This is a genomic window from Spirosoma pollinicola, from assembly GCF_002831565.1.
GTDB lineage: Bacteria > Bacteroidota > Bacteroidia > Cytophagales > Spirosomataceae > Spirosoma > Spirosoma pollinicola.
On sequence record NZ_CP025096.1, the window covers coordinates 7711754 to 7736601 of the forward strand.

A 24848-nucleotide genomic window follows, 5' to 3' on the forward strand; every position below is an offset into this window, starting at 1 on the left:
CATATAAGAAAATCGGCTATGATCTTTATGTTAAAATACCTGGCATAGTAGAAAACAGGCTTCTACATAATGCAGATAATTACCTACCTATTTCACTGTATAAGGCGGGTAATTCTGGGCTATTGCTTACTAATCCGGTCAGCCTGTTTGCCAGTAAAAACACTATTGATCAAGCACTTAGTCTACATTCCTCTTTTATCCAACTATGAATCATATCTCTTACGATTGTACCAGTTTGTCACGTCACCCATACTGGCGAAGCTTCCGTTGCAAAAGCCCCCTTATTACCCTGCTCTTGCTGAGCGTTCTACTCTCGGGGAATGGTTGCGTTTCGCCTAAAAGTATCGTGTATTTCCAGGGGGAGGCAGAAACCGGTAGCGCTGTCCGTATGCCCGAAGCGTATACACCTCTCATCAAAACAGGCGACGTATTATCTATTCAGGTAAGCAGCCTTAATGCCGAAGCCGCTACGTTCTTCAATCCATATACGCCTATGCTTGTGGCAAATGGCCGTACCGTACAACCTTCCAATACCAGTGGCCTGCCCGAAATGTCAGGGTATCTGGTCTCCCCTGATGGCGAAATAGAACTTCCGCTTATTGGCTCAATCAAAGTGAGTGGGTTAACGATCTCACAAACAAAAGAACAGGTTCGGGACAAACTAAAGACCTATCTGAAAGAGCCGACCGTGAACATCCGAAATCTAAATTTTCGTATTTCGGTACTTGGCGAGGTAGTCAGACCCTCGCTTTTCACCGTTCCCAATGACCAGATCACGCTCATTGAAGCCATAAGCTTAGCCGGTGACGCCACTATCTACGGACGTAGAGATAACATACTGGTTGTCAGAGAAGAGAATGGGCAAAAAACGTTTTCACGGTTAGATATTACGAAGCGTAATTTGTTTCGCTCGCCTTATTATTATCTCCACCCAAACGATATAGTTTACGTAGAACCAGGTAAAGTTCGTGTTTCCACAGCCAACCAGTTCTATCAGGTTATTCCCGCGATTTTGAGCGCCTTATCACTTGTAGCCATCATTGTAACCCGTCGCTAGTAAATTGACTATGGCAACAAACTCCTCAAATTATACCTACGCACCTTACCAGGTTATGGACGTTGGTACAACGAACATACGTGCCATTCTGCTGCGCTATCTGCAGCATTGGTATTGGTTTGTTTTATCGGTTGGATTACTACTCGCGGTTGCATTCATCTATTTACGTTACCAGCAGCCCATTTATAAAAGCCAGGCAAGCTTATTAGTGAAAGATGAAAAAAAGGGGCTGGACTCAGAGAGCATGCTTAAAGAACTGGAAATTTTTGCACCAAAAAAAGTCGTTGAAAATGAAATTGAGGTCTTAAAATCATTTACCCTGATGGATCGGGTTGTGAAGCAGCTTCACCTCGATGTAGTCTATTTTCAGGATACCCCTTTTGGCAAGCGGGAAGTGTATACCCAGTCGCCCATTCGCCTGATTGTCGAACAGGCTAAGCCCACTCTTTATTCAACCGAAGAGCCCTTAAAGATCTCCTTCGTCAACGCGACCACCATTCTTCTGAACGAGCAGCAATATCCGATAAACAGCAGCGTTGACACGCCCTATGGCCGGTTAAGGATTTTCCCGCTTCAGGTCATTTCGGCATCTACCGAACCCATTTTTATACGGATTTTCAAGGAGTCAAAAATCGTTAACGAGTATTTGAAAGTACTAAAGGCTGAGCCAACCAGTAAAGCCTCAACAGTCATTATGCTTACGCTCGAAACAGCCTCATCCGATAAAGGGGAAGCTATTCTGAATCGGCTGATTGACGTTTATAACGAAGCCGCTGTGTTGGATAAAAACCGGGTAGCCTCCAACACACTGAACTTTATCGAAGAACGCCTGCAACTGGTGTCCGGCGAACTTCAAACCGTTGAGAAAGGGGTTGAACAGTATAAATCGGCGCAAGGCATTACAGATCTGACCACACAAGCACAAGGCTTTCTGGAGACCGTGCAACGTAACGACGCCGAAATGAGTCAGGTTTCGGTTCAGTTGGGTGCTCTGCATGAAATAGAGGATTATATACGCCAGCAGCCGGGCAACAGGAATGGTGCCCCGGCCACCTTGGGGTTAAGCGACCCCAGGCTGGTTAATTTAATTCAATCGGCGACCAAGTTAGAGGCCCAACGCAATGAATTAGCTCAGACTGTTCCGGATAAAAACCCGATATTGCGAACTGTCGATGCGCAGATCCGAGCGGTAAAATCAGAGATATCCGAGAACGTAGCGACGATGCGGGCTATGCTTACTACGGCGCAGCGTCAGTTTTCACAAACAAACCAAAAGATGGAAGGTACTATTCGGACCATTCCAGCCAAGGAGCGGGCTCTGCTAAATATTACCCGGCAACAGGCGATCAAAAACGACTTGTATACGTATCTACTGCGCAAACGGGAAGAAACCGCCGTGTCTTTTGCCGCAACAATTTCCGACTCGCGCGTAGTCGATGTTGCGCGTAGTGAAGAGAAGCCTACAAAACCAAACCAGTCACTTACCTATTTGCTGTTTACGCTGGTTGGCCTGATAATTCCTGTTGCTGCCATGGCGACTCGGGATGTCGTTAATAACCGGGTCATTCGGCGAGCCGACGTAGAAGAGCAAACAAATACACCAATATTAGGCGAGATTGTTCGCAAAAGAACGCCAGAGGCTATGGTTGTATCCTCAAGAGCGCATTCGGTCATTGCCGAGCAGATTCGGGCGCTTCGTACCAACCTCAGTTTCTTACGCGAAAACCGCACCGGTAGCCAGGTATTGTTATTCACATCCAGTATCAATGGTGAAGGAAAATCCTTCCTTTCCCTAAATCTGGGCGCCAGTCTTGCGCTGGTTGGATCACGAACTGTAATTCTGGAAATGGATCTACGCAAACCTCAGCTCCGTAACTCATTGAATCTGGATGATGGCCCCGGATTGAGTAACTACCTGATCGGCGAAACGAATGTCGACGAAATAATTCATCCGGTCCTTGATAACGAAAATTATTACATCATCCGCAGTGGCCCATTACCACCCAATCCCTCTGAGTTATTAAGCAGTACGCGACTGGAGAAACTAATTCTTGAATTGAGAGATCGATTTAACTATGTAATTATCGACGCACCGCCGATTGGACTAGTTACTGATGCTCAACTAATTGCGCCTTATGTGGATGCAACCCTGTACATTGTTCGTCATGATGTAACACCGAGAAATTACCTTAAAATGATCGATATGCTGCATCGTGAAAAGCGATTCAATAAACTTAACATTGTACTCAACGGGGTTGGCGACGGGGAACCGAATTATTATAGCTATGGACAGAAAGGTAATGCATACGGCTATAATAATATCAAGAAAAAAACGCTGTTGAGCCGCTTAACATCCAACAATTAACGTGTCTTCCTTATGGTCTCCAATGTCCTGGACCCCCATCATGTCAAGGCTCGCGTCAAGCCACCTTTTCTTGTTGGGCCAATACATTATAGCGGCAAACGTATATTCGATTTGGTAATCGCCGGTTTGGTTACGGTGTTTATCTTAAGCTGGCTTATCCCGCTGGTGGGCCTCGTGATCATGCTTACCTCCCGGGGTCCTGCTATTTTTATACAGACTCGATCCGGCCTTCATGGACGGCATTTTGCGTGTTATAAATTCAGAACAATGCACTGGTCATCCAGCCAGGGGCCATTCCATCAGGCATCGAAAAACGATACGCGGGTAACGCCGGTAGGTCGGTTTCTGCGTCGTACAAATCTCGATGAAATGCCTCAGTTCCTAAATGTTCTACTGGGTCAGATGAGCATCGTTGGCCCACGCCCGCATCCTATTCAGCTTGATGCCCAATTCTGGCATAGTATGCCCGGTTATTCACACCGCTATCAGGTAAGGCCCGGCATTACAGGGCTGGCACAGGCGCAGGGGTGCAGGGGCGAAACAAGCAGCACGCTTAAAATGAAACACCGGTTGATGTACGACCAGTTTTATATTCGCAAAGCCACGCTGGGCCTGGATACCTCAATTTGTTTGCATACGCTGCTGTCGATGCTCAAAGGAAATACGGATGCTTTCTGATGCTAACGAACCTCCGTTTATTCCTCGCTAAACTCAGCTCGCCAGACGGTATTGATGCCCGCAGCCTGATTATTTACCGAAACGTTTTTCAGTCCGTTTTTGTGAAGGGATTTGGTATATTGATTGGATTCCTGACGATCCCGCTTACCCTCACTTACATCAGCGTAAGCGATTTTGGCATCTGGATGACGATCACATTCCTGACCTCCTGGTTCAGTTTGGTTGATGTTAGTTTCGGGAATGGACTGCGAAATAGCTTAGTGTCGTTTTTCACTACCGGCGATACCCAAACCGCACGCCGGTATGTCAGTACCTTATATTTCTTATCGGGTGGGCTGGCACTGCTCCTGGCCATCACCTTCATGGCCGTTGGGCACTATGTAAGCTGGACAGCCCTGTTAAATATTCGCAGTGATAATCCCGAACAGGTAAATGGTATCATTACTTACACACTTGTTGGTTTCAGCGTTCAACTCCTGTTAAAACCAATAAATTCGATTTTACTAGCCGATCAAAAAGCGGCTCTGGTCGGGTGGATTCTGTTACTGATCAATGCCCTTATTATTGGGATCATCTATTTCGGCGCTCCTTACTTCGACAAGTCCCTGCTGCTTATCGCTCATATTTACAATCTGGTGCCTATTGTCATACTAGGTCTGGTTTCACTTTATTTCTTTGCCCGAATCTATGCCAATATAGCGCCCGGTTTTGCCCATATTGATCTATCATTGAGTCAGGAACTGTTTAGTATAGGCGGGCAGTTTTTTGTGCTTCAACTCGTTAGTGTACTTGTGTTTACATCGGGAGGATTATTCATTTCTTACTTCCTTGGCTCCGACAGTGTGGCGCCTTATAGTATTGCCAATAAATATTTCAGCGTAATAACCGTACTCTATGGCATTGTTATTACGCCCTATTGGTCGGCCTTCACGGATGCGTATGTGAAACAGGACAAAGCCTGGATACAACACACCATGCGCCAGTTAAACCGAATCAGTGCAGGTATGGCATTGCTGGCGGTGCTGATGCTTGTAGCTGCAAACACCATCTTTAAAATATGGATCGGCTCGAAAGTTACTGTTTCGTTCGACCTGTCGGTTTCATTACTCCTCTACGTGATCAGCTTTATGTTTTTGAGTAACTACAATTCCTTTATCAACGGAACCGGCAAAATCCGCATACTGGTATACGCATCGCTGCTTGGTGTCATCTTGTACTTACTCCTGACAACCGTACTCTTTCGCTGGGCCGAAGCAGGTCCGGCCAGTGTTGCCATCGCTGGCACCATATGGAACCTGGCGCTGCTGGGAATATGTATGCGGGAATACAAAATGATTCTGCGTCGAATGCCTTCAACGATCCCTGAACATCAAGAGACCTATTGAAAATAGTACTTATAATTTCCACTATTCACCCGTAAACGTATGGCCTTCCCCTTTATTCGACTCAGTTTTAGAGCCATCCGCTTTGGGTGGCGACGTAGTCGTCGGGTTGCGGGGTCTGTGGTTACCCGGCTTGTGTTTTACCTTAATAATGTCAGCTACGGGTCGGATATGAAAAGCTGTGGAATTCCGGTAGTCGATATTAATGACGGTTGCACACTGCGTATAGGTTCATCGTTCAGCTTCAATAGTGGCCGAAATCATAACCGTATTGGCCGTCAACAGCCCTGCTTTTTCATTGCTGACCTTGGTGGTAACATCCAGATTGGTGACCGCGTAGGCATGAGCTGCACCGCGCTGGTTTGTCACAATGCCATTACCATCGGCAACGACGTTACTATTGGCGGCAATACAGTCATCTATGATACAGATTTTCACACGTTAAACACCGACCAACGGGCTAATTTTCAGGATAATAGTCTGGCCAAAACAGCCCCTGTCAATATTCAGAACAGGGTATTTATTGGCTCCCACGTAACGATTCTTAAAGGCGTGACCATTGGCGAAAACGCCGTGATTGCGGCCGGTTCGGTCGTTACGAAAAATGTACCCCCCAATCAGATATGGGGCGGTAACCCCGCTCAGTTTATCCGGCACCTTCAGATGCAATCTGTTTATGAGTAAGAACATTCTTCTGCTTGTCTGTTGTGCATTGGCACAGGTAACCCCATTGATCTACCAGGCGATATTTGGATACGGCGAATACTATATATACCCATCGCTAATGAGCCACTCGCTGCTCATTATCCCGATTGTAATCATATTTCTGCTAAAAAACCGGTATTCAAAAGTTTTCCTACTCGTCTGGATTGCCTGGCTGTATGTGGGTGAGTTGAAAATCCTGACCTATTTCGCCATCAATCCCTACTTTATTTCTATGGATGAAGGGTGTATCGTTTATAACATCTACCTGATATTTTTAAGCATAGGTATGTTACTGCACGATGCCAACACCCAAATGCCAATGGTATCTGAGGAGGATCAGATCGCAGGTCGATTGATCTATAATGACCTTGGAGCTTTCGAGTATGTCTTGCTGGCCTTTCCGCTCATCTGGATACTCGATTTTGTCAGAAATGTGGGTTTTATTCCAATCCTGTCCGGCCATGATGTTACCGACACGATGTATGGATTAAGCTATGGGTATGTCTATAATTTCGGGTTTTTCAACTGCCTGTCGGCGGTCCTACTGTATGATCGTTTTTTGAAAAGCCCCGACAAACGACGCAAAACGTTCTGGCTGGCTATGCTGATTGTGTCCATAGTAATTATGTCAGCCGATAGCAAGCGATTGTATTTACTGGTCTCGTTACTGGCGATTTTCGTTTACGATAAGCTCATGTCAGGATCAATGACTATTAATTCCAAAACAGCCGTGATGGTTGTCAGTGGTATATTTCTGTACGTGATTCTGCAAAACATCCGGCTTGGCAGTACAACCGAATCTCCATTTGCGCGTGACGGACTGCCGCTGGGTGCCGAATTTAGAGAGTACATCCGAGCCGTAAACGAATTTAAACCGGGCGAAATCCCAGGCTATGATCTGGCAGCGAGTACGGTAGGTGCTTTTGTCAATTCGTTTCTTCTAAAAATTGCTGGATTCGATAAATCAGAATTAGTCCATAAAGACAGCGCTTATTCGTTCATGAAGCTATTTGACTCCGAAAATACACTTGGTATTCGTACCGGCCTCACCTCGGAGGTGTATTTTGCCTACGGTTTCTACGGGTTGATCATCATCACTTTCTTCGGGTGGCTTATTAGCCATATTTCCTACCGGCTCGTTTGTGTGACGCAAAAATCCAGCCTGATTTTCCTCAGTACCATCTATGGATTACTCGTACTGACGGCCTTTGGACAAAGCTCGGTAACGGTGGGTTGCCTGTCTGTTTTATCCTATCTGTATCTGTTGATGGCTCTGGTAAAACGCCTGAGCCGTCAACAGGATACGCTCCCTCCCCATTTAGTATGATCTACATTGTTATTCCGGTACACAACCGGAAAGCCTATACGTTGGGCTGTCTGGCCGACCTGAAAAAGCAAACCCTGACAGAAAAACGCGTGATCGTAGTGGATGATGGCTCTACCGATGGCACTACCGAACTGGTTGCCCGGCAATTTCCCGACGTGATTATATTAACCGGTGATGGGTCTTTGTGGTGGGCAGGTGCAATGAACTTCGGTATCCGCTACGTGCTCGACAAATTGACGCCCGACGTTAATGATTTCATCTTGGCGCTGAACGATGATATCCAGGTCAGGCCAGACTATCTTGCCAGTTTGCTTACAGCCTATCAGGCGAATCACCCCTGTATAGTTGGCTCAGTATCAGTCGATGTAAAGCCTCCCCACACATTATTGTATGCCGGTACAGGCATGAATCTGGTATTTCCAAAGATTGACAATTGGGCTATCAGTCGTTTCAAAAACAGCCATGCTTTCTTGATAAAGACGAGCCCGTATCTTCTATCAGACAGTTTGCCGGGCCGGGGAATGTTAATTCCAATGCCTGTTTTTAAAGCCATTGGCCTTTTCGATGAGCAGCGGTTCCAGCACCATATGGCCGATCTTGACTTTTCGATCAGTGCCCGAAAAGCTGGTTTCCCATTGGTGGTTTCGTCAGCAAGTGTAGTTTACGAATATACGGATGCAACGGGTGTAAACATCACGAAGCCCATGTCTGTTCAGGCGTTCTGGGCAGCATTATCGGCCATAAAATCACCTGTCAACAGGCATGTCCGGTATAATTTTGCACTTAAGCACTCGCCTTTGTCTTATCTGTATTTTGGCCTGGATATGCTTCGAATTATAGGGGGATACCTAATCCGGCGAATTAAAGTGATTGCTCCAGTGGCTTACTAATCTTCTGTTTGTCGATCAACGCGTCATATAGGTCCAGGGTTGCCTGTAGAGCTACGTTTTTGGCGTAACGGGTCTGGTACTCGATATAGGCATTTTGTGATAGTATGGATTGCCCACTTTTGTCTAGTCGAAACCTACTGATGGTTTGCCCTAAATCAACACTATCCCCAGTTCGAAATAAAAGTCCGGTCTGGCCATCTTTTACAATTTGATTTAAGTTTTGCTGATCGGAACAAATTACGGGTGTTCCGGATGCAAACGCTTCCAGAATGACGGTAGGCAGGCCCTCATACCAGCGTGAAGGCACAAGTAAGGCCCGACAATGGTTAATTGCCTCCAGCACGGCCTCGCGCGGTTGTTTACCCCGGTATCGGATTGTCGGTACTTGTTCAGACATCTGTTGTACAGCGACCGCCAGCGGGCCATCACCAATAATTTCGAGCGGGAAACCGCATTTTTCAGCCGCCTGAAGCAATACGTCAACGCCTTTCTCAACCGTCAATCGACCAGCGTACAGAAAGAAATCTCCTCTTCCTTCAGGTCCTGTGTACCCGGCATCGGCCACAAAATTGGGTTTAACACACACTTGCTCAGGTTGTAATTTCAGCGAGGAACTAAGGATTTTTTGGTGGGTAAAGTCGGTAAGCACCACAAACCGATCTACCTGTTTCCAAATACCGGTTAACTTATGTAGTAACGTGATGGCCGAAAGGTGCGCTGATTTTGCTTTAGAGTTTTGAAAGCAGGCGTTCCGAATGCCAGCCAGCGGTATCGTCTTTGTCAGGCACACTTCGCACGGTGTTTCTCCGCCACGCATCAACAGGCCATTCACGCACACCAAGCGATAATTATGTAAGGTCATCACAACTGGAATCTGGCGCTTTTTAGCCGTCCGAATCACAGCTGCCGAAGCCGTATAAAACAGATTGTGAATGTGGACGATGTCGGGCAGAAACTGACTTATGACATGATCCAACCGCCTTCCCGACTGGAAATTATATAGCGCCTGAACTGCCGACTGTACATTCCCTACTAGTGTGCCATCAAAACTTTCGTTGTCAAAAGTCAGCGTTTCGACTACAATTCCATACTCCCGCAGTAAATCAACCTCCTGTTTAAAGATGGTGTCTTCGCCCCCACCCTGCTGATAATAATTGTGAATCAGTAATACGCGCATAGTTGGGAGTGGATAAAATGAAAAGGAGCGTGACTCCGTCAGGAGTGACAGGCATGATTGGTGGCGCTTCAGGCAAGACGTTTAATCGGCAAAATTTGCGTGCCGTAGGTCAGCAATTTGTTCCAGATACGAACTGGAACACTAAATTTTCGGAGGAACCACCGGTTATAAGCAGCATGCGTCTGTACTGATTTCGGCAGGGCAAATTGCCGTTGTTGTCCATTGTCCAACAGGGGTTTATAGCGATCATAGATGACTTCGGTAGTCGAATCGGGCGAATCGACACCGATATTGACCGTTTTAGAGACGGCTGGATAAAGCGTGTAACCGCCTACTTTAAATTCGTGGTAACAAAGCCGAATATCCCAGGCATCGATTTCGCGGCTTTTCGCCCGTTGCAACATCCTCAGCCGATCGCTGCCGCCCGCCTTAAACTGCTGCCGGGCCATTGAGTCGTTCATGAAGTCATCGAAATCCGTCAGTGCCCAATCCACCCCTTGCCAACGGTCGGCCCAGATGGCCCATCCCCAGGCACAGGTTCGCGGAAAGAAATAGCCATCATCCGTGTAGCCATTTGGACGTTTAAACGGAAAGGTGTACCCTCCTACCGAAAACACCGTTGGTATATCGGCGTATTGGTCGAGAGACTGATTCATGAAATCCAGAAAATTGGGCGTCGTTACGACATCATCTTCGACCACAATAACTGTCGAATGCCGTTTCAAAACCTGCGAAACACCAGCAATAATGGAGTTGGCACAACCAATATTCAGCTCGCTGTAGGTGCGATGAATCTGTTTGAAACCGCTAATAGCATCAACCAAAGTCTGGACAGCCTCTACTTTCTTAATTTCGTCATCGCGACGCGGGCCGTCGACAAACACATATAATTCGGTATCCTGGGCCAGGTAATTAGCTTGCAGTGCTGTAATGGTTTTCTGCAATTCATCAGTACGTTTAAAGGCAAAGAGGATAACGGGAGCAGTCATGAGTGGTTCTTTAGGCAGGTGAGAGCATAAATAGGTGGATCAGGAGCGGGGTAGAATTCCCTGCCTGATCAGCTGCCGAAAAAAATAATAGATGAACCAAAGGTTGGTGGACACATACCGACCAAGCAGACGGCGAGGCTCCTGAGCAAAGCGAAAAAGCCATTCCAGTCCGTGTTTCTGCATCCAGCGGGGTGCTCGTTTTTGCTCGCCAACCAGCACCGGAAGGGCGCCACCAATGCCAAGCAAAACGGCCGGAATCCGGTCTGAGAGTGCGGCCATCCACTTTTCTTGTTTCGGGCAACCCAAGGCGACGAATACCAGCGCGGCTCCCGAAGAGGTGATATCATTGATGACGTGTGTTTCTTCCTGATCACTGAGCGGCCGAAAAGGGGGCGAATGCATGCCAACCAGACGTAGACCTGGGTAATTCTCGGCACAGAAGGCCTTGCATCGTCTCAATACCTCCGTTGTAGACCCGTATATGTAAACCGGCAGTTGAGTTTGAGCCGCTTCCTGAAGAAGTGTGGGTAACACATCAAGGCCCGTTATGCGCTCCTGCCGCATGCCATGAAAAGCCCGCAATGCCCAAAGTAACGGAACTCCATCGGGCGTTACCCAAGTCGCTTTATTAACCAGGCTGGCAAACGTTTTGTCATGAGCAGCCTCCACCAGCATGTGTACATTAGCGAAGCAAGCATAAGCTGGTTTACGTTGCTGCGCCACCCGAAGCACGTCCTGAATAAACTCCCGATAGGAAAGACCAGTTACTTGTAAACCAATGACTACTTTACCTGTCGAAGCTGGTATTTCCTCGTAAGCTATATCTCTTTGCTGACGATCTTTTAAAGATTGGTGCGTATCGACGTGCATAAAACGACATTGCGAAACGAATAGGCAGCTCGATAAGCAAATCAAATCCCTTGACTTGCTTAAGTGTCTATTCTCCGGTTTGCCGTGTTAGACGAAAGGAAACCAATAAGTAACTAATTATAAAATCTTGTATGTTTACACTACAACGTATTCATGAAACTGAATACGTTATTTATTGACTATAGTTATTTTATTCCTGTAAATTGTATACTAATGTCCGTATTCAATAAGATAATTTAATACTGAGAGACAGTTTAAGTAGGCGTACAAGTGGACTTAAACGCAGAAGCGGCATCAGATAACAAAATCTGATGCCGCTTCTGAAAGCAAGTAATACTATAACTTAATCGGCCGTTACTTTCTTTTCAATCGTTGATTCTGCTGTTCTAATCGCTCAATACGCTTTTGCTGTTCGATAAGATGAAGTGTTAATTCTTCGTTCTTTTTGACCAGTGTGGCTAGTAATGCTGTCAGATCAACACCTTGTTTAACCATTTCGCCTGCGCTTGGCACATCGGGTAAATGTTTGTTTTGTTGTATGTATTTTTCGACTTCCGATAAGGATTGAAGTTTATAGGTAGACGAAAATACATAATCAGCCCACTGGCGTTCTGATGTTGGCTGAACCGTCATTGCCAGCGCCGACAATCGGTCAGATAACAGTACATCGCCTTTGTCACTAACGGTCAGAAATTTAGCAACCGTCGCATCAGCCGTAGGTGAGTTAGCCGTTAAATTAGTCAAGCGTAAACCGCTTCGACCATCCGTACCGGCAGTCAGTTCGAGTCGATTTTGTGGAGTCGATGTGCCAATACCAACGTTGACATTATTACCTAATACCATGGCATTGCTGCTTAACACACGAGCATTGGCACCAATGGCAGTCGCGTTGGATAAACCTACCCCTATTCCGGCTGTATTGAATCCCAGGAGTGTATTGTCCTGACCATCTGTACCATCAAACCCGGCATTAGGCCCTATGATCAAATTACGATGCCCCCGCTGATTGCGCTGCCCGGCATTGTAGCCGATAAAAACATTGTCGCTGCCATCGGTATTTAGTTTGCCCGCTTCATAGCCAATGAAAGTATTATGGTTACCCACCGTATTAGGAGAGCCTGCCTTATACCCAAAATAAGTATTGTAGGAGCCAGTAGTATTAGCTTGTCCTGCCTGACTACCCATAAAGGTGTTGTACGTTCCTCCTATCACGGCACTCGTGCTTTGCCCAATAAACAAATTACTCGTCCCATTAGGCGACTGAAAGCTAACCACCTGATTATCAGGGGTTATTATTTGACTTTGGGCCAATAGATCGGCAGTAAGACAAATGGATATTAAAACGAAACCTAGTGTAAATGTTTTCATGCTTGGAACGGTTATGGATCAACGTTTTAAATTTAGCAATATTCGTTCCTAACTTACTTAATATGACTAAATTTTATTCATAAGATTTTAGCCACCAGCCGTTTATAGCTGGGAGGTTACTTACAATCATAAAAAAAAGTCGTTGTCATCAACTTATTTTATTACCAATCCTCAATAACTTACCTATAATTTCAATACCAATATTTTACACACACTTCCGTCAAATAAACTAAAAGGCTTTTAACACAAGCAAACCAGACACTTACGTATCTTTACACATATCAATAGCGAAACATCCACTACTAATTAGCTACGCATGAAGCCTCTTTCCGTTCTGATCCATACACTTGCCATCGGATTTGCGGCAACGGTCCTATCTAGCTGCGCACCAACGCTAACTACTGCTTATCAACTCGAACCGGTTTCTGGTGATCTAGCAACGATTGATGGTCGGGCAGTCACCAAGGCTGAGCAAAACGGAGTTGGCGTAGTTGCCTCCTTCGAGCGCGAAGACATGGAGTTTATTACGCTCGACATTGAAGTGAAAAATCGCACCGATCATTCTATTGACGTCAACCCGGCCGATTTCCATTTTACAGCGCTTGACGGAGCCCATAACACACTCACAGATCCAAATAACCCAAGTCTGGAACTCACACGCCCGGCCGCCGACCCCACCTACGAAGCGGGCCGCATGAACATGAAGCGGAAGCAGGAAGAGAAACGGCTAAAAACAGCTAAAGTTCTTAATACAGTTCTGATGGTAGCACTCGTTGCCAGCGATATATCATCGTCGTCCAACAGTCACTCCTATCGTGAATACACCACTAATCGTGTAACACATGGACTGGGCTATCAGGGCCTTGCCGTCAAACGAGCTATCGACTACAGCAACTTTGCAAACCGGATGCAGCGCTACGACTATGAGGAGTATCGCTGGCGCGAACTGGCTCTTAAAGCAAATACGCTCGCACCCGGAGAGTCTGTGAGGGGGTTTGTTTATTTCCCCAAAGCATCGGCTGCTCGCTATCTGGCCATTAATTATACCGTGCCCGAGCTAGCAACAGTACCCTTATTGTTTAAACAGGATCTGGTACAGGAGAAAAAAAATCGTCGGCGTCGGTAACTCTTATTGTTTTGGTTTACGAGGGGGCCGATCCCAAAACTCACCACTCGTCATCATCCTCTTCCAACGCCTTGAGGGCACGCTCTAACTCCTGAAGTGTTTTTTGCTTATTCTGAGCCTTAGCCAGTGCTATGCCCTTATTATATAATTCAGTTGCCCGCTCCCGCTCAGCCAGGTCTGCGTAAAGAGCAGCGGCATGGTAATATGCAGGTAAGTAATCCGGGTGTTCAACCAACAGTCGATCAAGGTAAAGCCGCGCCTGCGTAGGCTGGTCATTTATATATTCCATAGCCAGCGCATAAATATTGAATGGCTCGCCGGGTTCCTCCTCTACAAAGCGAGTTAATTGTTGGATGCGTTCATCATTCATACGTGTAATAAAATTAGTATGCATGCATACTTTTATTTAAGACTATTTGTACTTTTGAGTCATAAAAGTAGTGAATAGTCGCAAGTGGCCGATTCATACGTTAGACAATCAGCCATTAGCTGCCATTCACAAACAACAACCACAAAACCTTGATAAGCATGAAAATTTTAGTGTGTGTGACGAGTGTGCCGGACACCACCACCAAAATTGCCTTTACGGACAATAACACCAAACTGAATAAAGCAGGTGTAACATTCATTACCGGGCCTTACGACGACTATGCATTGGCCAGAGCCGTTGAGTTAAAGGAAAAAACGGGGGCTACCATCACCGTATTAAACGTAGGGGAAGCAGATACCGAACCTGTAATCCGCAAATGCCTTGCCATTGGTGCCGACGATGCCATCCGTGTAAACGCGGAGCCAACCGACGCCTATTTCGTAGCAGAGCAGATAGCTGCTATTGCCAAAGCAAATAGCTACGATCTAATCTTAATGGGTCGTGAATCCATCGACTATAACGGTGGACAAGTTCATGGTATCGTTGCTGAAATGCTGGGTATTCCATCAATTTCGCCCGTAATGCTTCTTGACATTGACGGCGACACGGCCAAAATTACACGCGAGATAGAAGGTGGCAAAGAAAGCCTGGAAGCCAAATTACCACTGGTACTGGGCTGTCAGGAGCCAATTGCCGAATGGAAAATCCCGAACATGCGGGGTATTATGACCGCTCGTACCAAGCCACTCAACGTTGTTGAGCCAACCGGCACGGATAAGCTGACAACAGTTGCCAGCTATGAGCTTCCAGCTCCGCGTGGTGCCGTTAAGATGATTCCGGCCGATGCCGCCGAAACACTCATTCAGCTCCTTCATACCGAAGCTAAAGTAATTTAAGTGTATACGGTTTCCGGCAAAAGCCCGCGAACCAAAAGCTGAAAACCATAAACCGAAAATTCATCTATGTCAGTTCTCATATTCGCCGAATTAGACGAAGGTAAAATCAAGAAATCTTCGCAGGAGGCTATTTTTTACGGGTCAAAAGTGGCCGAAATGACGGGCACCTCAGCCACCACAATTATTGTTGGCCCTGCTGACGATACCGAACTGGCTTCGGCCGGTAAGTTTGGCGCGACTAAAGTCCTTCATGCGACTGATGCCAAATTGAGCGAACCTAATGGCATGGCCTATGCAACGGTTGTTGCCGCTGCGGCTCAACAGGAAGGCAGTAATGTCATCGTGCTGGCCAAATCATCGCTGGCTGATGCAATGACTGCCCGTTTGGCGGGAAAATTAAAAGCGGGTCTGGCAGCAAACGTTATCGACTTACCCAATATAAGTAATGGATTCCAGGTTAAAAGCAGTATTTATACAGGCAAAGCCTTCGCTTTTAACGATTTGAAAGCCGACGTGAAGATTCTGGCTATCAAGAAAAACACCATTACGCCCGAAGAGAAAGACGCTAAAGCCTCCGTAGAAGCTTTCACACCCACCCTTAATGACGCCGACTTTGCGATTTCGGTAAAAAGTACGGAGAAATCGTCGGGCGATATTTTATTACCCGAAGCTGATTTTGTTGTATCTGCTGGTAGAGGGCTGAAAGGGCCGGAGAATTGGGGCATTGTCGAAGATTTGGCCAAAGCGCTCCATGCCGCAACAGCCTGTTCGAAACCCGTTTCTGACCTTGACTGGCGACCACACTCCGAGCACGTTGGTCAGACGGGTCTTAAGATCAGTCCAAATCTATATATCGCCTGTGGCATTTCCGGTGCTATTCAACATTTGGCGGGTGTAAACTCATCGAAGGTTATTGTTGTTATTAACAAAGACGCCGATGCACCGTTTTTCAAGTCGGCAGATTATGGAATTGTCGGTGATGTATTCGACGTACTTCCCCGTCTGACAAAAGCAGTGCAGGCATTATAAAAATTGTCGTATAGCGTGTCGGCCTGACGGTAGGTAATTACGAATTACCTGAAAATTGTGGTGCGTATAATTTATTAACCGTCGGGTTGTCTCTTATTACTTACGACTTTTTGTTAATTTCGCATCGTGGATAAGATTAAGCTTGAAATATTAGGACTATCGCCTAGCCAGTCGCAATCAGGTTCGTTTGCTTTGGTGTTGGGGGAAGAATATGGCAACCGACGATTGCCAATCATAATTGGCATGTTTGAGGCACAGGCCATTGCTATCGAGATCGAAAAGATTGTGCCTAATAGGCCAATGACACATGATTTGTTCAAGCAGTTTGCCGAGCAATTCAAATTCACCGTTCGTGAAATAATGATTTCCGATCTGCGCGAAGGTATTTTCTTCGCCAAAATCGTGTGCTTCGATGGTGTCCGTGAATCGGTTATTGATGCTCGACCTTCCGATGCAATCGCCATTGGTATTCGATTCGATGTTCCCATTTATACGAATGAATCTATCCTGTCAGAAGCAGGGATTACGGCTAGTGGTAATGAAGAGGAAGAAGAACAGGAAGAATTGGTTCGTTCCTCCAACCGACCATCGACCCGATCTTTTGGTGATCAGCTGAAAAATGCCAGTTCCGAAGAATTGCAGAAAATGCTTGAAGAGGCTCTCGGTAATGAAGAATATGAGCGGGCAGCCAAGATTCGTGATGAAATGAGCAAACGCAATTAATATTCGTCAACCATATACGAAAAAAGCCATCCTTCGCAGGATGGCTTTTTTCGTTACTTCTTTTTCCGTTTGCGTATGACCAGCTCATGGTAACCAAACGTTGGATCTGGCTCTCTTGAATACGTAAGTTCAGGCATTACACCAACAAGTATTTCAGCCGTTGTGTAAATAATGCAGCCCTGCAATAAATGTCCACCAATAGTTCGGCCGGTTGAATCTGACACGGACAAGTGAATATGGCTCCCACTTGTCGAAAGCGTCCCGACGAGCGAAACAATCTCAAAGTGCCCCCGCCACACACTAGGCCCCTCCTGGTTAGCCAATCGTAGTGTCACATCGGTCAAGCTACCCACACAGGTTATCAATGCGCCTGCCCCTATCCGTTCCTGCTGAACAAGTAAATCCAGCGATTTCTTCAAATCCTGCCCTGGTTTCAATCGGACAGAATACGTTTGCATAATGGACGAAATAGCTGAAGATTGTCCATCAGCAGATTGTGCTTGCGCGTCGAATATGCCCATGATACTTTGGATTAAGATAAACAACAAAAACGTACGCATTATATATACCTATTTTTGAACCGTCTGGACACTGCATGTTTAGAGAAAACTTGCACTCAACCCAACAAAAAAACCGGAAGCGTCGGCTCCCGGTTTTTTTATTTTTTAAGCTGTTCGATTATTCAACACCGAAGATTCCATCCGACCGACGGCCGCTGTTACCAGCACGACCTTTTTTCTTAGCGGGAGCTGGAGGTGCCAATAACTTTGCTTTTTGAGCGTCTGTCAGAGGCTTCAGGTCAGTGATCGAGTAACTATCGTCGCTGATCGTTGTGTTGAAGCTACCCACTGCTTGCTCAGGCTGACCGTTGCATGGCAGTTTAGTAACGGTGAACACAGCGCGGAAGTATTGAACCTGCGGACGTACACGGCGACCTTTGTAACGAATGGCGTTGCCGCTTTCGATTTTAGCTTTCTCAGCCTGCAGTTGCTGTGCTAATCCACCTGGCAGCTCGCGAAGGTTCAGGATAACCGTGTTTGTATCGAACTCAACAGTGCTGTTTGCAAGACTGCGGTTCAGGCCACGGTAGCGAAGACGTGTAACTGTGTCACCAACCGAGGTAACAGTACCGTTACAGTAACAAACGTTAGCCACTTCACGTGTGTATGGCGTGCGGTAGTACACTTCCAAACGTTCCAGTTTATGACGGTACTCACAATCAGGAGGTGGTGGTGGAGTCTGGCGGATGCTGGCGAAACTTGTCGTAGCCACTTCGCTCATGCATGTACCACATTTAGCCACCTGCTTGTTGTGAACTGTTACGTAATAGAAACCACGGTTTATCTGACCATTCGAGAAGTAGGCTGTTGGGAACGTCAGCGTAGTATCGGTCGTGTTTTCCAGTTGAGCGATTACCTGATCCGTTGAACCAGCAACTACAGTGTCTGAACGGTAGTACAGACGAGCCGTAAAGGTTTCGTTTCTTGGATTAGGTGTTGTACTGCGCCAGCTGATAACAGGTGCCGTAGCCGCTGTATTAACAGGAGGAGCTTGTTGAGCATTCGTGCTGTCAACAAAAGCCAGCGATGCACCTTTCAGTGATGCGCCATTGAAACGTACGTTCAACTCAGGAATCTGTTCGCAAGTTGGGCAGGAGACAGGAGCTTTGGGGATAAGTTTCTTTTGAACAAACCCTTTGCGAAGCGCTATACCTGCACTGAAACCACCGTGTTTACGTTTGAATTCGTAAATCTGGTCATCAACCCCGTTGATAATCAAGTAATTCAACTGGGTAATAAAACCCTGTCCCTGAATACCAATGTTCCAGTTGTTGCGTAATGGAAAGAATATTGCCAGATTACCTAATGCCCCTAAGTGATACAGATTGGAACTAGGGTTCACCGAGCGAATCAAGCCACCACCATTAACGAACGAAGGGACACCCGATGGAAGCGTGATCGTTGATGGTGTGAAGGCTGCAATCGTTGCAGCTTCGGTACGGAAAATACCTCCGCGCGCTCCTAATTCGATAAAGGTTGTGGCATCAGGATTGCGACGGCTACGAGCCAGAGTAATGGTCATCACTGGGCCAACTGTCAGGAACATATCTTCTGATGGCCGTTGATTGAATGTTACCTGATCGTTTGTGAAACCGCGTGCGTTAGCTAGGCCGTACACATAATCACGGTAAATGCTACGCGTAATGTAGTTCTGATAACCAAATGCTGCCCCTACACCAAAACGTAGACGCCGGGTAGCCGGTGTCAGGAAATAATCAACGTTGGCTGTAATGTTAAAACCAGCTCCATTGTAAAGGGTCTTATCCCGCTTGTTAGGACCGAAGGTGTTCTCCCAGGTACCGCAATAAGCGAAGTTAGGACCAGCAAAAAGGCCAACTCGCCAAGGAGACAGCCGCCGGACTAAAATAAAGGTTTGAAAAGTAGTATCACAATCGTCCAATTCGGCGACATCACTCGCCTGCGCTTTGAAATCAGTTCGACGCAGGGTATCGGTATAAATACCTTTACCCAGGCGATAGATTTTCTCGCGCTCGTAAGTGCCGCTTGGAGCAGTTGTTGATGGGCTTACTGTAGCCCGGACTGTATCAGCCTGTTGAGCAAGACTGATAGAAGGTATTGCAAAACTTAGCAACACGAGTCCAGCCAGCATCCTCATGGGGTGTTGTTGGATAAATGTTCGCATATTTATTGAGTTAATTTGACGCAATGTTTGTAACTAAACTTATATTCTCCCAAATGTGGCTAAGGAAATTTAGGGAACGGCCTATCATGTGTACAAAATGTTTTCTTACAAACTCATTATGTATTTTATGCCCGGCTTTTTCAGACAAAAATTTTAGTGCTTCACAAGGTTTAATGATTAGCCAACTAAAAAACGTCTTATCCTTAAATATGATCAAACGAATTTGACCAGCCCCATAGGTTACTCACTAATTAATACCAGCGAATAACCCCCTAGATTCACTATTTTCCTGCAATGTTAAGACTGAATTGCAAAAATCACTTCATCTATTTACTTTTTTTTACTCCTCTGTCACAAAAAAAGGCTGAATAAGTGGTTCATATACTATTTTGGCTATTCATAAAGCCATTATATAAGCATTTAAGCGTCCATATAGCTACTACTACTATTCTAAACGGAATGTGTTCAAAACTGCCAGATTTTTTATCGATTGTCAATAATAGAAAGAATATGGTGATAAAAAAATAATTCTCTCTTTCAGTCACAAACAAACGTCAACTTCTCTACTTTTTTTTACTTTTTCCTCAATTAATTCAATTTCTGACTTATTAAGATGCCTCAAGTTAAGGTATTGACTTAATTTTATATATAGATAGAAAATAAAAAAGTGATAACTATACCTGTAAATTCAGACCGATAGAGGTACTATTTGCACGCTTAGGAGACTAAAATTTCTTAGACGATGAAAGACCTTAATTGTAACAAAATAATCGTCAATATTTAATTCACTTATCGTTCAAAGGTGCTCAAAGCGCTAATTTGACTGATGTCTGGATAAGGTTAGTAGCACATTTGGTAATGATTTTACCATTAGCGGCTACGATTCGACCTTCGCAGTGAACGATATTTTTACCCTCACGAATAACTTCTGCTGTTGCTGTTACAACCTCTCCCAAACGGGCCGCATGTAAAAAATCTAGTGTCAGGTTAACGGATGTATAGGCGTACTCGCGACCCAGCGTGAAAACCATGGCCCCAACCAGGTCATCCAGAATGGCGGCTCCAGCTCCACCGTGTAACACGCCTGCCGGGTTAGTCATCTCCTCCCTAATCATGAAATCAGCCACTAGGCGGCCATAATCTGCTACGCGTATGGTTCCGTTAAGCCATCGTCCAAAGGGTGATATACTGCCACTCATAGTTTGACCTACTTGAGAGCGAAAGAAGTCAAGACGTGGGTTTGTGATGTTATTCATAGCGAGCAAAAATAGTATTTAACTAAGTTAAAAGCGCATAACATGCTATTATTTATGTACTTTCTTGGGAGTTTTTCAAGACTTATACTACTTTTGGGCGTTTATAATACGCATACGTAATTTCTCCTCATGAATTATACGCTTACGCAGATACCTGATCGTGCCGAAAAACCTCGCCAAAGCGGGATAACGATGGTAATGGATAAAGGGTTAAGCCTCCGGGAAGTAGAGGATTTTCTATCTGTCTCCGCTGATCACACGGACATTGTTAAACTAGGTTGGGCCACATCGTTTGTTACCCCACGGTTAAAAGAAAAACTAGCCATCTATCGCGAAGCAGGTATTCCTGTTTATTTCGGCGGCACTTTGTTCGAAGCTTTCGTTGTAAGAAAGCAATTCGATGAATACCGTAAGCTGTTGGATCGGTATGAAATGAAGTATGCGGAGGTATCGGATGGGTCAATTGATATGAATCAGGACGACAAATGCGAATACATCCGTAAACTCGCTATGCAGGTCACGGTACTTTCTGAAGTGGGCTCCAAAGATGAGGCAAAGATTATTCCACCTTACAAATGGATTCAATTAATGAAAGCCGAATTAGAGGCCGGTGCCTGGAAAGTTATCGGTGAGGCTCGTGAGGGTGGAACGGTTGGTCTTTTCAGATCAAGTGGTGAAGTTCGGCAAGGGCTAGTTGAGGAAATTTTAACGCAGGTTCCTTTTGAGAAAATTCTGTGGGAAGCCCCTCAAAAAGAACAGCAAGTCTGGTTTGTTAAACTTCTCGGCGCCAACGTTAATCTTGGCAATATTGCACCCCACGAAGTTATTCCTTTGGAAACTATTCGCTTGGGCTTACGGGGCGATACATTTTCGCACTTTTTAGATAAGATGTAAAAAGTAATCCCCTCTTATGGATATTATCAAATCGTTACTCGATTTTTTGCTTCATCTTGATCGTTATCTTGATCTATGGGCAAATGAATATGGTATTTTACTATATGCCATCCTGTTTCTGATCATTTTCACCGAAACAGGATTGATTTTTATGCCTCTGCTGCCCGGCGATTCGCTCCTGTTTGCTGCCGGAGCATTAGCGGCCCGACCTACCAACGACCTAAGTGTATGGGCCATTATTCCGTTGCTCATTGTGGCGGCACTTCTTGGCGATAATGTTAACTACTTTGTTGGCAAGTTCTTAGGCACAAAGATTAAGTCAAGGGAGAGAATCCTGTTCTTTAAGCGAGAATATATTGCAGAGACAGAGAAATTCTATGAAAAATATGGTGGGCGCACAGTAATCATTGCGCGTTTCATTCCAATTGTGCGTACTATCGCGCCCTTTGTGGCAGGAGCTGGCAGCATGAGCTATGGCACTTATATTAAGTTTTGCATATTGGGAGCCCTTTTATGGGTAACCAGTATTTCGCTGTTGGGCTATTTTTTCGGAAATTTCCCAATCGTTCAGAAAAATTTCGAACTAGTTGTATTCGGCATTGTCGGCTTATCTGTACTGCCTATCGTTTTTGAATTTTTCAAGAAGCGGGCCAAATAAGATCTTTACCCACTCTATCCTTTTACAACCTATGCCATTGCACTTAGCAATGGCATAGTGTTTTTAAAACCAATCACTATGAACCGTTACGGCCTTATCGGCTTCCCTCTCACACATTCGTTTTCGCAACGGTACTTTACCGAAAAATTTGCTCGTGAAGGCATTATTGACAGTCGGTATGATTTGTTTGAGATGCCCGATAGTAAAGCCTTACCCGATTTGCTGGCCTTGCCCGACTTACGTGGTTTAAACGTTACGATACCCCACAAACAGGCCGTTATACCCTATTTGGATCGAACTGACCCTGCGGCAGAAAAAATTGGAGCGGTAAATGTGATTAAAGTAGAAGGTGATGGCTCCCGAACAGGCTACAATTCTGACTATTACGGCTTCCGGCAGTCGCTGGTTGACTGGCTGGCCGTGCTTAACCGCACCTCTACAACCATTCGGGCGCTGTTGCTGGGCACGGGTGGTGCTTCGAAAGCCGTTGCCGTTGCCCTGACCGATTTAGGTATCGATTATACGTATGTATCGCGCACAAAAACAACCACGACACTTACGTATGATGAACTGGCTTCTCGCCTAAATGAGTATGAGCTAATCATCAACTGCTCGCCGGTAGGTACCTATCCACGAGTTGACGAAGCCCCTTCTATTCCTTATCAGTTACTTACAGAGCATCATTTACTCTACGACCTGGTTTATAACCCCGCTGAAACAAAGTTTATGCAACTCGGTCTCCAATACGGTGCGGCTGTGCATAATGGTTTGCGGATGCTTGAATTACAAGCCGAAAAAGCGTGGGAAATCTGGCAACGGTAAATTTCGGGGTGTATCGCTTTTACCTGTATAAACGAAAAAACAGATGCCCCTTTTAGTATTTGCCTCGATAACCGCCCGACCCGGTGCCGAAACTAACCTTAAGAATGCTCTCCGCGAATTGGTACAGGATGTGCGAACCGAAGCCGCCTGCCAACTCTATGAATTATATGAGAGCACAGAGCACCCGGAACGCTTTATTATGCATGAACGCTGGGACGATGAAGCAGGGCTGCTTGCCCACAGCCAGATGCCGCACATGAAAACGTTTGGCGCAACGGCAAAAGACTGGTTGGCGGGACCAGCAGAACTAACTAAAGTGACGATATAAGATTATATAAATGAAGGGGTGAATATGCGCTATCCACCCCTTCATTTATATAATCTTATATCGTCAGTCCTATATATTCTTGGCACCTGTATCCTTCCAGCTTTTTGAGTTGGCAGAGTCGATTACGGCTTCGCAAACTTTCTGGGTTTCCAGTGCATCCTGAAACGTTGGTGCACAGGGTTCGCCGGTTTCCAGGCTTTGGAAGAAATCGGCGGCCTGATGAACGAATGTATGCTCATAGCCGATGATGGTTCCGGGTATCCACCATCGTTTCATGTAGGGTTGATCACTGTCTGTTACCAGAATAGAACGCCAGCCCCGAACAACCGACTCATCATTATGATCAAAATATTCCAGCCGGTTCATGTCGTGTAAGTCCCACCGGATAGACGCGTGTTCGCCATTAATTTCGAGCGTGTACAACGCCTTATGGCCCCGCGCATACCGGGTTGCCTCGAACAGCCCCAAAGAACCATTTTCGAAATGGCAGTGGAATATACAGGCGTCGTCGATACCAACTGACTGTACTTTGCCCGTTACCTGGTGCATCCGCTCTTTGATAAACGTCTCCGTAACAGCCGACACATCAGTAATAGCACCATTTATCCACATTGCGGTATCGATACAGTGAGCAAGCAGATCGCCGGTGACGCCCGATCCGGCGGCATCGACATCCATACGCCATGTACCTGTTCCTCCCTGAGGCACATCGGCACTAATGGTCCAGTCCTGCAAGAAGTTGGCCCGGTAGTGAAAAATCTTGCCCAGTTTTCCGGAATCAACAATCTGTTTAGCCAGCGTAACCGCCGGAACCCGCCGATAATTGTACCAAACCGTATTCTTCACCCTTGCTTTCTCAACAGCATCCACCATCTTCTGAGCCTCAGCAACGGTTCGAGCCAATGGTTTTTCGCACAAAATCATTTTTCCGGCTTCAGCAGCGGCAATGGCAATTTCAGCATGCGAATCGTTTGGAGTACAGATGTCGATGGCATCAACGTCATCACGGGCAATAACGGCTCTCCAGTCGGTTTCTACGGATTCGTACCCCCACTGGTCGGCGAATTTTTGCACATTTTCTGCATTGCGCGAACAGACTACTTTTAACACAGGGCGATATTCCAGTTCAGGAAAGAAGTCGCCGATGCGCTTGTAGCCGTTTGTGTGAGTCCGGCCCATCAGACCAGTTCCTATCAAGCCTATTCTTATTTCTTTTTTGGGAGTCATGTGTTTAG

The 24848-nt window shown here is 45.9% G+C and carries 24 protein-coding genes; 15 read left to right on the forward strand and 9 right to left on the reverse strand.

Going from position 1 to position 24848, the window contains the following annotated elements; genetic code table 11:
• Positions 1–205: 205 nt before the first annotated feature.
• The 7 genes from CWM47_RS32650 to CWM47_RS32680 are packed head-to-tail and all read left to right on the forward strand — an operon-like array spanning position 206 to position 8404.
• Positions 206–1057, forward strand: coding sequence for a polysaccharide biosynthesis/export family protein (locus tag CWM47_RS32650; protein ID WP_100992728.1), 852 nt, complete (start codon positions 206–208; stop codon positions 1055–1057).
• 10 nt (positions 1058–1067) lie between these two features.
• The gene (locus CWM47_RS32655; protein ID WP_100992729.1) at positions 1068–3422 is read left to right on the forward strand and encodes a GumC family protein; all 2355 of its coding nucleotides are present in this window, start codon (positions 1068–1070) and stop codon (positions 3420–3422) included.
• Positions 3423–3434: 12 nt separating this feature from the next.
• Entirely contained in the window at positions 3435–4100 is a 666-nt protein-coding gene (locus CWM47_RS32660; RefSeq protein WP_100992730.1) for a sugar transferase, read from the forward strand.
• Positions 4100–5485: a lipopolysaccharide biosynthesis protein gene (locus CWM47_RS32665; RefSeq protein ID WP_100992731.1), complete on the forward strand. Its 1386-nt coding sequence runs from the start codon at positions 4100–4102 to the stop codon at positions 5483–5485. Before CWM47_RS32660 ends, CWM47_RS32665 begins: the two co-directional genes overlap by 1 nt.
• A gap of 39 nt (positions 5486–5524) precedes the next feature.
• Positions 5525–6166 (forward strand): acyltransferase, encoded by a 642-nt coding sequence (locus tag CWM47_RS32670; RefSeq protein WP_100992732.1) that lies wholly within the window; start codon positions 5525–5527, stop codon positions 6164–6166.
• Entirely contained in the window at positions 6159–7514 is a 1356-nt protein-coding gene (locus tag CWM47_RS32675; RefSeq protein WP_157816126.1) for a hypothetical protein, read from the forward strand. Before CWM47_RS32670 ends, CWM47_RS32675 begins: the two co-directional genes overlap by 8 nt.
• Complete coding sequence (locus tag CWM47_RS32680; RefSeq protein ID WP_100992734.1) at positions 7511–8404, forward strand: glycosyltransferase family 2 protein; 894 nt, start codon at positions 7511–7513, stop codon at positions 8402–8404. Before CWM47_RS32675 ends, CWM47_RS32680 begins: the two co-directional genes overlap by 4 nt.
• Here the strand turns inward: CWM47_RS32680 and CWM47_RS32685 are convergent.
• The 4 genes from CWM47_RS32685 to CWM47_RS32700 form a co-directional block, all read right to left on the reverse strand.
• Positions 8376–9581 (reverse strand): glycosyltransferase family 4 protein, encoded by a 1206-nt coding sequence (locus CWM47_RS32685; protein ID WP_100992735.1) that lies wholly within the window; start codon positions 9579–9581, stop codon positions 8376–8378. The two genes, CWM47_RS32680 and CWM47_RS32685, sit on opposite strands and share 29 nt — an antisense overlap.
• 68 nt (positions 9582–9649) lie before the next feature.
• On the reverse strand, positions 9650–10570 hold the full coding sequence (locus CWM47_RS32690; protein ID WP_100992736.1) for a glycosyltransferase family protein: 921 nt from the start codon (positions 10568–10570) through the stop codon (positions 9650–9652).
• Between the two features lie 39 nt (positions 10571–10609).
• Positions 10610–11440 carry a WecB/TagA/CpsF family glycosyltransferase gene (locus CWM47_RS32695; RefSeq protein WP_100992737.1) on the reverse strand — a complete coding sequence of 277 codons (831 nt, stop codon included), beginning with the start codon at positions 11438–11440 and terminating at the stop codon, positions 10610–10612.
• Between the two features lie 354 nt (positions 11441–11794).
• Positions 11795–12808: a hypothetical protein gene (locus tag CWM47_RS32700; RefSeq protein WP_100992738.1), complete on the reverse strand. Its 1014-nt coding sequence runs from the start codon at positions 12806–12808 to the stop codon at positions 11795–11797.
• A gap of 316 nt (positions 12809–13124) precedes the next feature.
• On the opposite strand from CWM47_RS32700, the gene CWM47_RS32705 reads away from it, so the two are divergent.
• A complete protein-coding gene (locus tag CWM47_RS32705; protein WP_100992739.1) occupies positions 13125–13934 on the forward strand; it encodes a hypothetical protein in 810 nt (269 codons plus the stop codon).
• Between the two features lie 40 nt (positions 13935–13974).
• Here CWM47_RS32705 and CWM47_RS32710 read toward each other — a convergent pair whose 3' ends face one another.
• On the reverse strand, positions 13975–14304 hold the full coding sequence (locus CWM47_RS32710) for an enzyme of heme biosynthesis (protein ID WP_100992740.1): 330 nt from the start codon (positions 14302–14304) through the stop codon (positions 13975–13977).
• A gap of 158 nt (positions 14305–14462) precedes the next feature.
• Here CWM47_RS32710 and CWM47_RS32715 point away from each other — a divergent pair, with 158 nt between their 5' ends.
• From CWM47_RS32715 to CWM47_RS32725, 3 genes are all read left to right on the forward strand, one after another.
• Positions 14463–15200 carry an electron transfer flavoprotein subunit beta/FixA family protein gene (locus CWM47_RS32715; RefSeq protein ID WP_100992741.1) on the forward strand — a complete coding sequence of 246 codons (738 nt, stop codon included), beginning with the start codon at positions 14463–14465 and terminating at the stop codon, positions 15198–15200.
• 66 nt (positions 15201–15266) lie between these two features.
• Positions 15267–16229 carry an electron transfer flavoprotein subunit alpha/FixB family protein gene (locus tag CWM47_RS32720; RefSeq protein ID WP_100992742.1) on the forward strand — a complete coding sequence of 321 codons (963 nt, stop codon included), beginning with the start codon at positions 15267–15269 and terminating at the stop codon, positions 16227–16229.
• Between the two features lie 126 nt (positions 16230–16355).
• Complete coding sequence (locus tag CWM47_RS32725; RefSeq protein WP_100992743.1) at positions 16356–16952, forward strand: bifunctional nuclease family protein; 597 nt, start codon at positions 16356–16358, stop codon at positions 16950–16952.
• Positions 16953–17005: 53 nt separating this feature from the next.
• On the opposite strand, the gene CWM47_RS32730 is transcribed toward CWM47_RS32725, so the two are convergent.
• The 3 genes from CWM47_RS32730 to CWM47_RS32740 all read right to left on the reverse strand — a co-directional run bounded on the left by CWM47_RS32730 (position 17006) and on the right by CWM47_RS32740 (position 20854).
• Positions 17006–17473, reverse strand: a complete 468-nt coding sequence (locus tag CWM47_RS32730; RefSeq protein WP_240625571.1) for a PPC domain-containing DNA-binding protein — start codon at positions 17471–17473, stop codon at positions 17006–17008.
• A gap of 157 nt (positions 17474–17630) precedes the next feature.
• On the reverse strand, positions 17631–19622 hold the full coding sequence (locus CWM47_RS32735) for a hypothetical protein (RefSeq protein WP_100992744.1): 1992 nt from the start codon (positions 19620–19622) through the stop codon (positions 17631–17633).
• A gap of 839 nt (positions 19623–20461) precedes the next feature.
• On the reverse strand, positions 20462–20854 hold the full coding sequence (locus CWM47_RS32740; protein ID WP_240625573.1) for a PaaI family thioesterase: 393 nt from the start codon (positions 20852–20854) through the stop codon (positions 20462–20464).
• Between the two features lie 186 nt (positions 20855–21040).
• Here CWM47_RS32740 and CWM47_RS32745 point away from each other — a divergent pair, with 186 nt between their 5' ends.
• The 4 genes from CWM47_RS32745 to CWM47_RS32760 all read left to right on the forward strand — a co-directional run bounded on the left by CWM47_RS32745 (position 21041) and on the right by CWM47_RS32760 (position 23613).
• Positions 21041–21805: a phosphosulfolactate synthase gene (locus CWM47_RS32745; protein WP_100992746.1), complete on the forward strand. Its 765-nt coding sequence runs from the start codon at positions 21041–21043 to the stop codon at positions 21803–21805.
• Positions 21806–21821: 16 nt separating this feature from the next.
• A complete protein-coding gene (locus CWM47_RS32750; RefSeq protein WP_100992747.1) occupies positions 21822–22463 on the forward strand; it encodes a DedA family protein in 642 nt (213 codons plus the stop codon).
• 78 nt (positions 22464–22541) lie between these two features.
• Positions 22542–23285 carry a shikimate dehydrogenase family protein gene (locus CWM47_RS32755; RefSeq protein ID WP_100992748.1) on the forward strand — a complete coding sequence of 248 codons (744 nt, stop codon included), beginning with the start codon at positions 22542–22544 and terminating at the stop codon, positions 23283–23285.
• A gap of 43 nt (positions 23286–23328) precedes the next feature.
• Positions 23329–23613 carry a putative quinol monooxygenase gene (locus CWM47_RS32760; RefSeq protein WP_100992749.1) on the forward strand — a complete coding sequence of 95 codons (285 nt, stop codon included), beginning with the start codon at positions 23329–23331 and terminating at the stop codon, positions 23611–23613.
• Positions 23614–23682: 69 nt separating this feature from the next.
• On the opposite strand, the gene CWM47_RS32765 is transcribed toward CWM47_RS32760, so the two are convergent.
• A complete protein-coding gene (locus CWM47_RS32765; RefSeq protein WP_100992750.1) occupies positions 23683–24840 on the reverse strand; it encodes a Gfo/Idh/MocA family protein in 1158 nt (385 codons plus the stop codon).
• Positions 24841–24848: the final 8 nt, after the last annotated feature.

Bases quoted from the DNA above. Each gene is read 5' to 3' on its own strand.
- CWM47_RS32650 (WP_100992728.1), top strand. From the start codon at position 206: ATGAATCATATCTCTTACGATTGTACCAGTTTGTCACGTCACCCATAC.
- CWM47_RS32655 (WP_100992729.1), top strand. From the start codon at position 1,068: ATGGCAACAAACTCCTCAAATTATACCTACGCACCTTACCAGGTTATG.
- CWM47_RS32660 (WP_100992730.1), top strand. From the start codon at position 3,435: ATGGTCTCCAATGTCCTGGACCCCCATCATGTCAAGGCTCGCGTCAAG.
- CWM47_RS32665 (WP_100992731.1), top strand. From the start codon at position 4,100: ATGCTAACGAACCTCCGTTTATTCCTCGCTAAACTCAGCTCGCCAGAC.
- CWM47_RS32670 (WP_100992732.1), top strand. From the start codon at position 5,525: ATGGCCTTCCCCTTTATTCGACTCAGTTTTAGAGCCATCCGCTTTGGG.
- CWM47_RS32675 (WP_157816126.1), top strand. From the start codon at position 6,159: ATGAGTAAGAACATTCTTCTGCTTGTCTGTTGTGCATTGGCACAGGTA.
- CWM47_RS32680 (WP_100992734.1), top strand. From the start codon at position 7,511: ATGATCTACATTGTTATTCCGGTACACAACCGGAAAGCCTATACGTTG.
- CWM47_RS32685 (WP_100992735.1), bottom strand. From the start codon at position 9,581: ATGCGCGTATTACTGATTCACAATTATTATCAGCAGGGTGGGGGCGAA.
- CWM47_RS32690 (WP_100992736.1), bottom strand. From the start codon at position 10,570: ATGACTGCTCCCGTTATCCTCTTTGCCTTTAAACGTACTGATGAATTG.
- CWM47_RS32695 (WP_100992737.1), bottom strand. From the start codon at position 11,440: ATGCACGTCGATACGCACCAATCTTTAAAAGATCGTCAGCAAAGAGAT.
- CWM47_RS32700 (WP_100992738.1), bottom strand. From the start codon at position 12,808: ATGAAAACATTTACACTAGGTTTCGTTTTAATATCCATTTGTCTTACT.
- CWM47_RS32705 (WP_100992739.1), top strand. From the start codon at position 13,125: ATGAAGCCTCTTTCCGTTCTGATCCATACACTTGCCATCGGATTTGCG.
- CWM47_RS32710 (WP_100992740.1), bottom strand. From the start codon at position 14,304: ATGAATGATGAACGCATCCAACAATTAACTCGCTTTGTAGAGGAGGAA.
- CWM47_RS32715 (WP_100992741.1), top strand. From the start codon at position 14,463: ATGAAAATTTTAGTGTGTGTGACGAGTGTGCCGGACACCACCACCAAA.
- CWM47_RS32720 (WP_100992742.1), top strand. From the start codon at position 15,267: ATGTCAGTTCTCATATTCGCCGAATTAGACGAAGGTAAAATCAAGAAA.
- CWM47_RS32730 (WP_240625571.1), bottom strand. From the start codon at position 17,473: ATGGGCATATTCGACGCGCAAGCACAATCTGCTGATGGACAATCTTCA.
- CWM47_RS32735 (WP_100992744.1), bottom strand. From the start codon at position 19,622: ATGCTGGCTGGACTCGTGTTGCTAAGTTTTGCAATACCTTCTATCAGT.
- CWM47_RS32740 (WP_240625573.1), bottom strand. From the start codon at position 20,854: ATGAGTGGCAGTATATCACCCTTTGGACGATGGCTTAACGGAACCATA.
- CWM47_RS32745 (WP_100992746.1), top strand. From the start codon at position 21,041: ATGAATTATACGCTTACGCAGATACCTGATCGTGCCGAAAAACCTCGC.
- CWM47_RS32750 (WP_100992747.1), top strand. From the start codon at position 21,822: ATGGATATTATCAAATCGTTACTCGATTTTTTGCTTCATCTTGATCGT.
- CWM47_RS32755 (WP_100992748.1), top strand. From the start codon at position 22,542: ATGAACCGTTACGGCCTTATCGGCTTCCCTCTCACACATTCGTTTTCG.
- CWM47_RS32760 (WP_100992749.1), top strand. From the start codon at position 23,329: ATGCCCCTTTTAGTATTTGCCTCGATAACCGCCCGACCCGGTGCCGAA.
- CWM47_RS32765 (WP_100992750.1), bottom strand. From the start codon at position 24,840: ATGACTCCCAAAAAAGAAATAAGAATAGGCTTGATAGGAACTGGTCTG.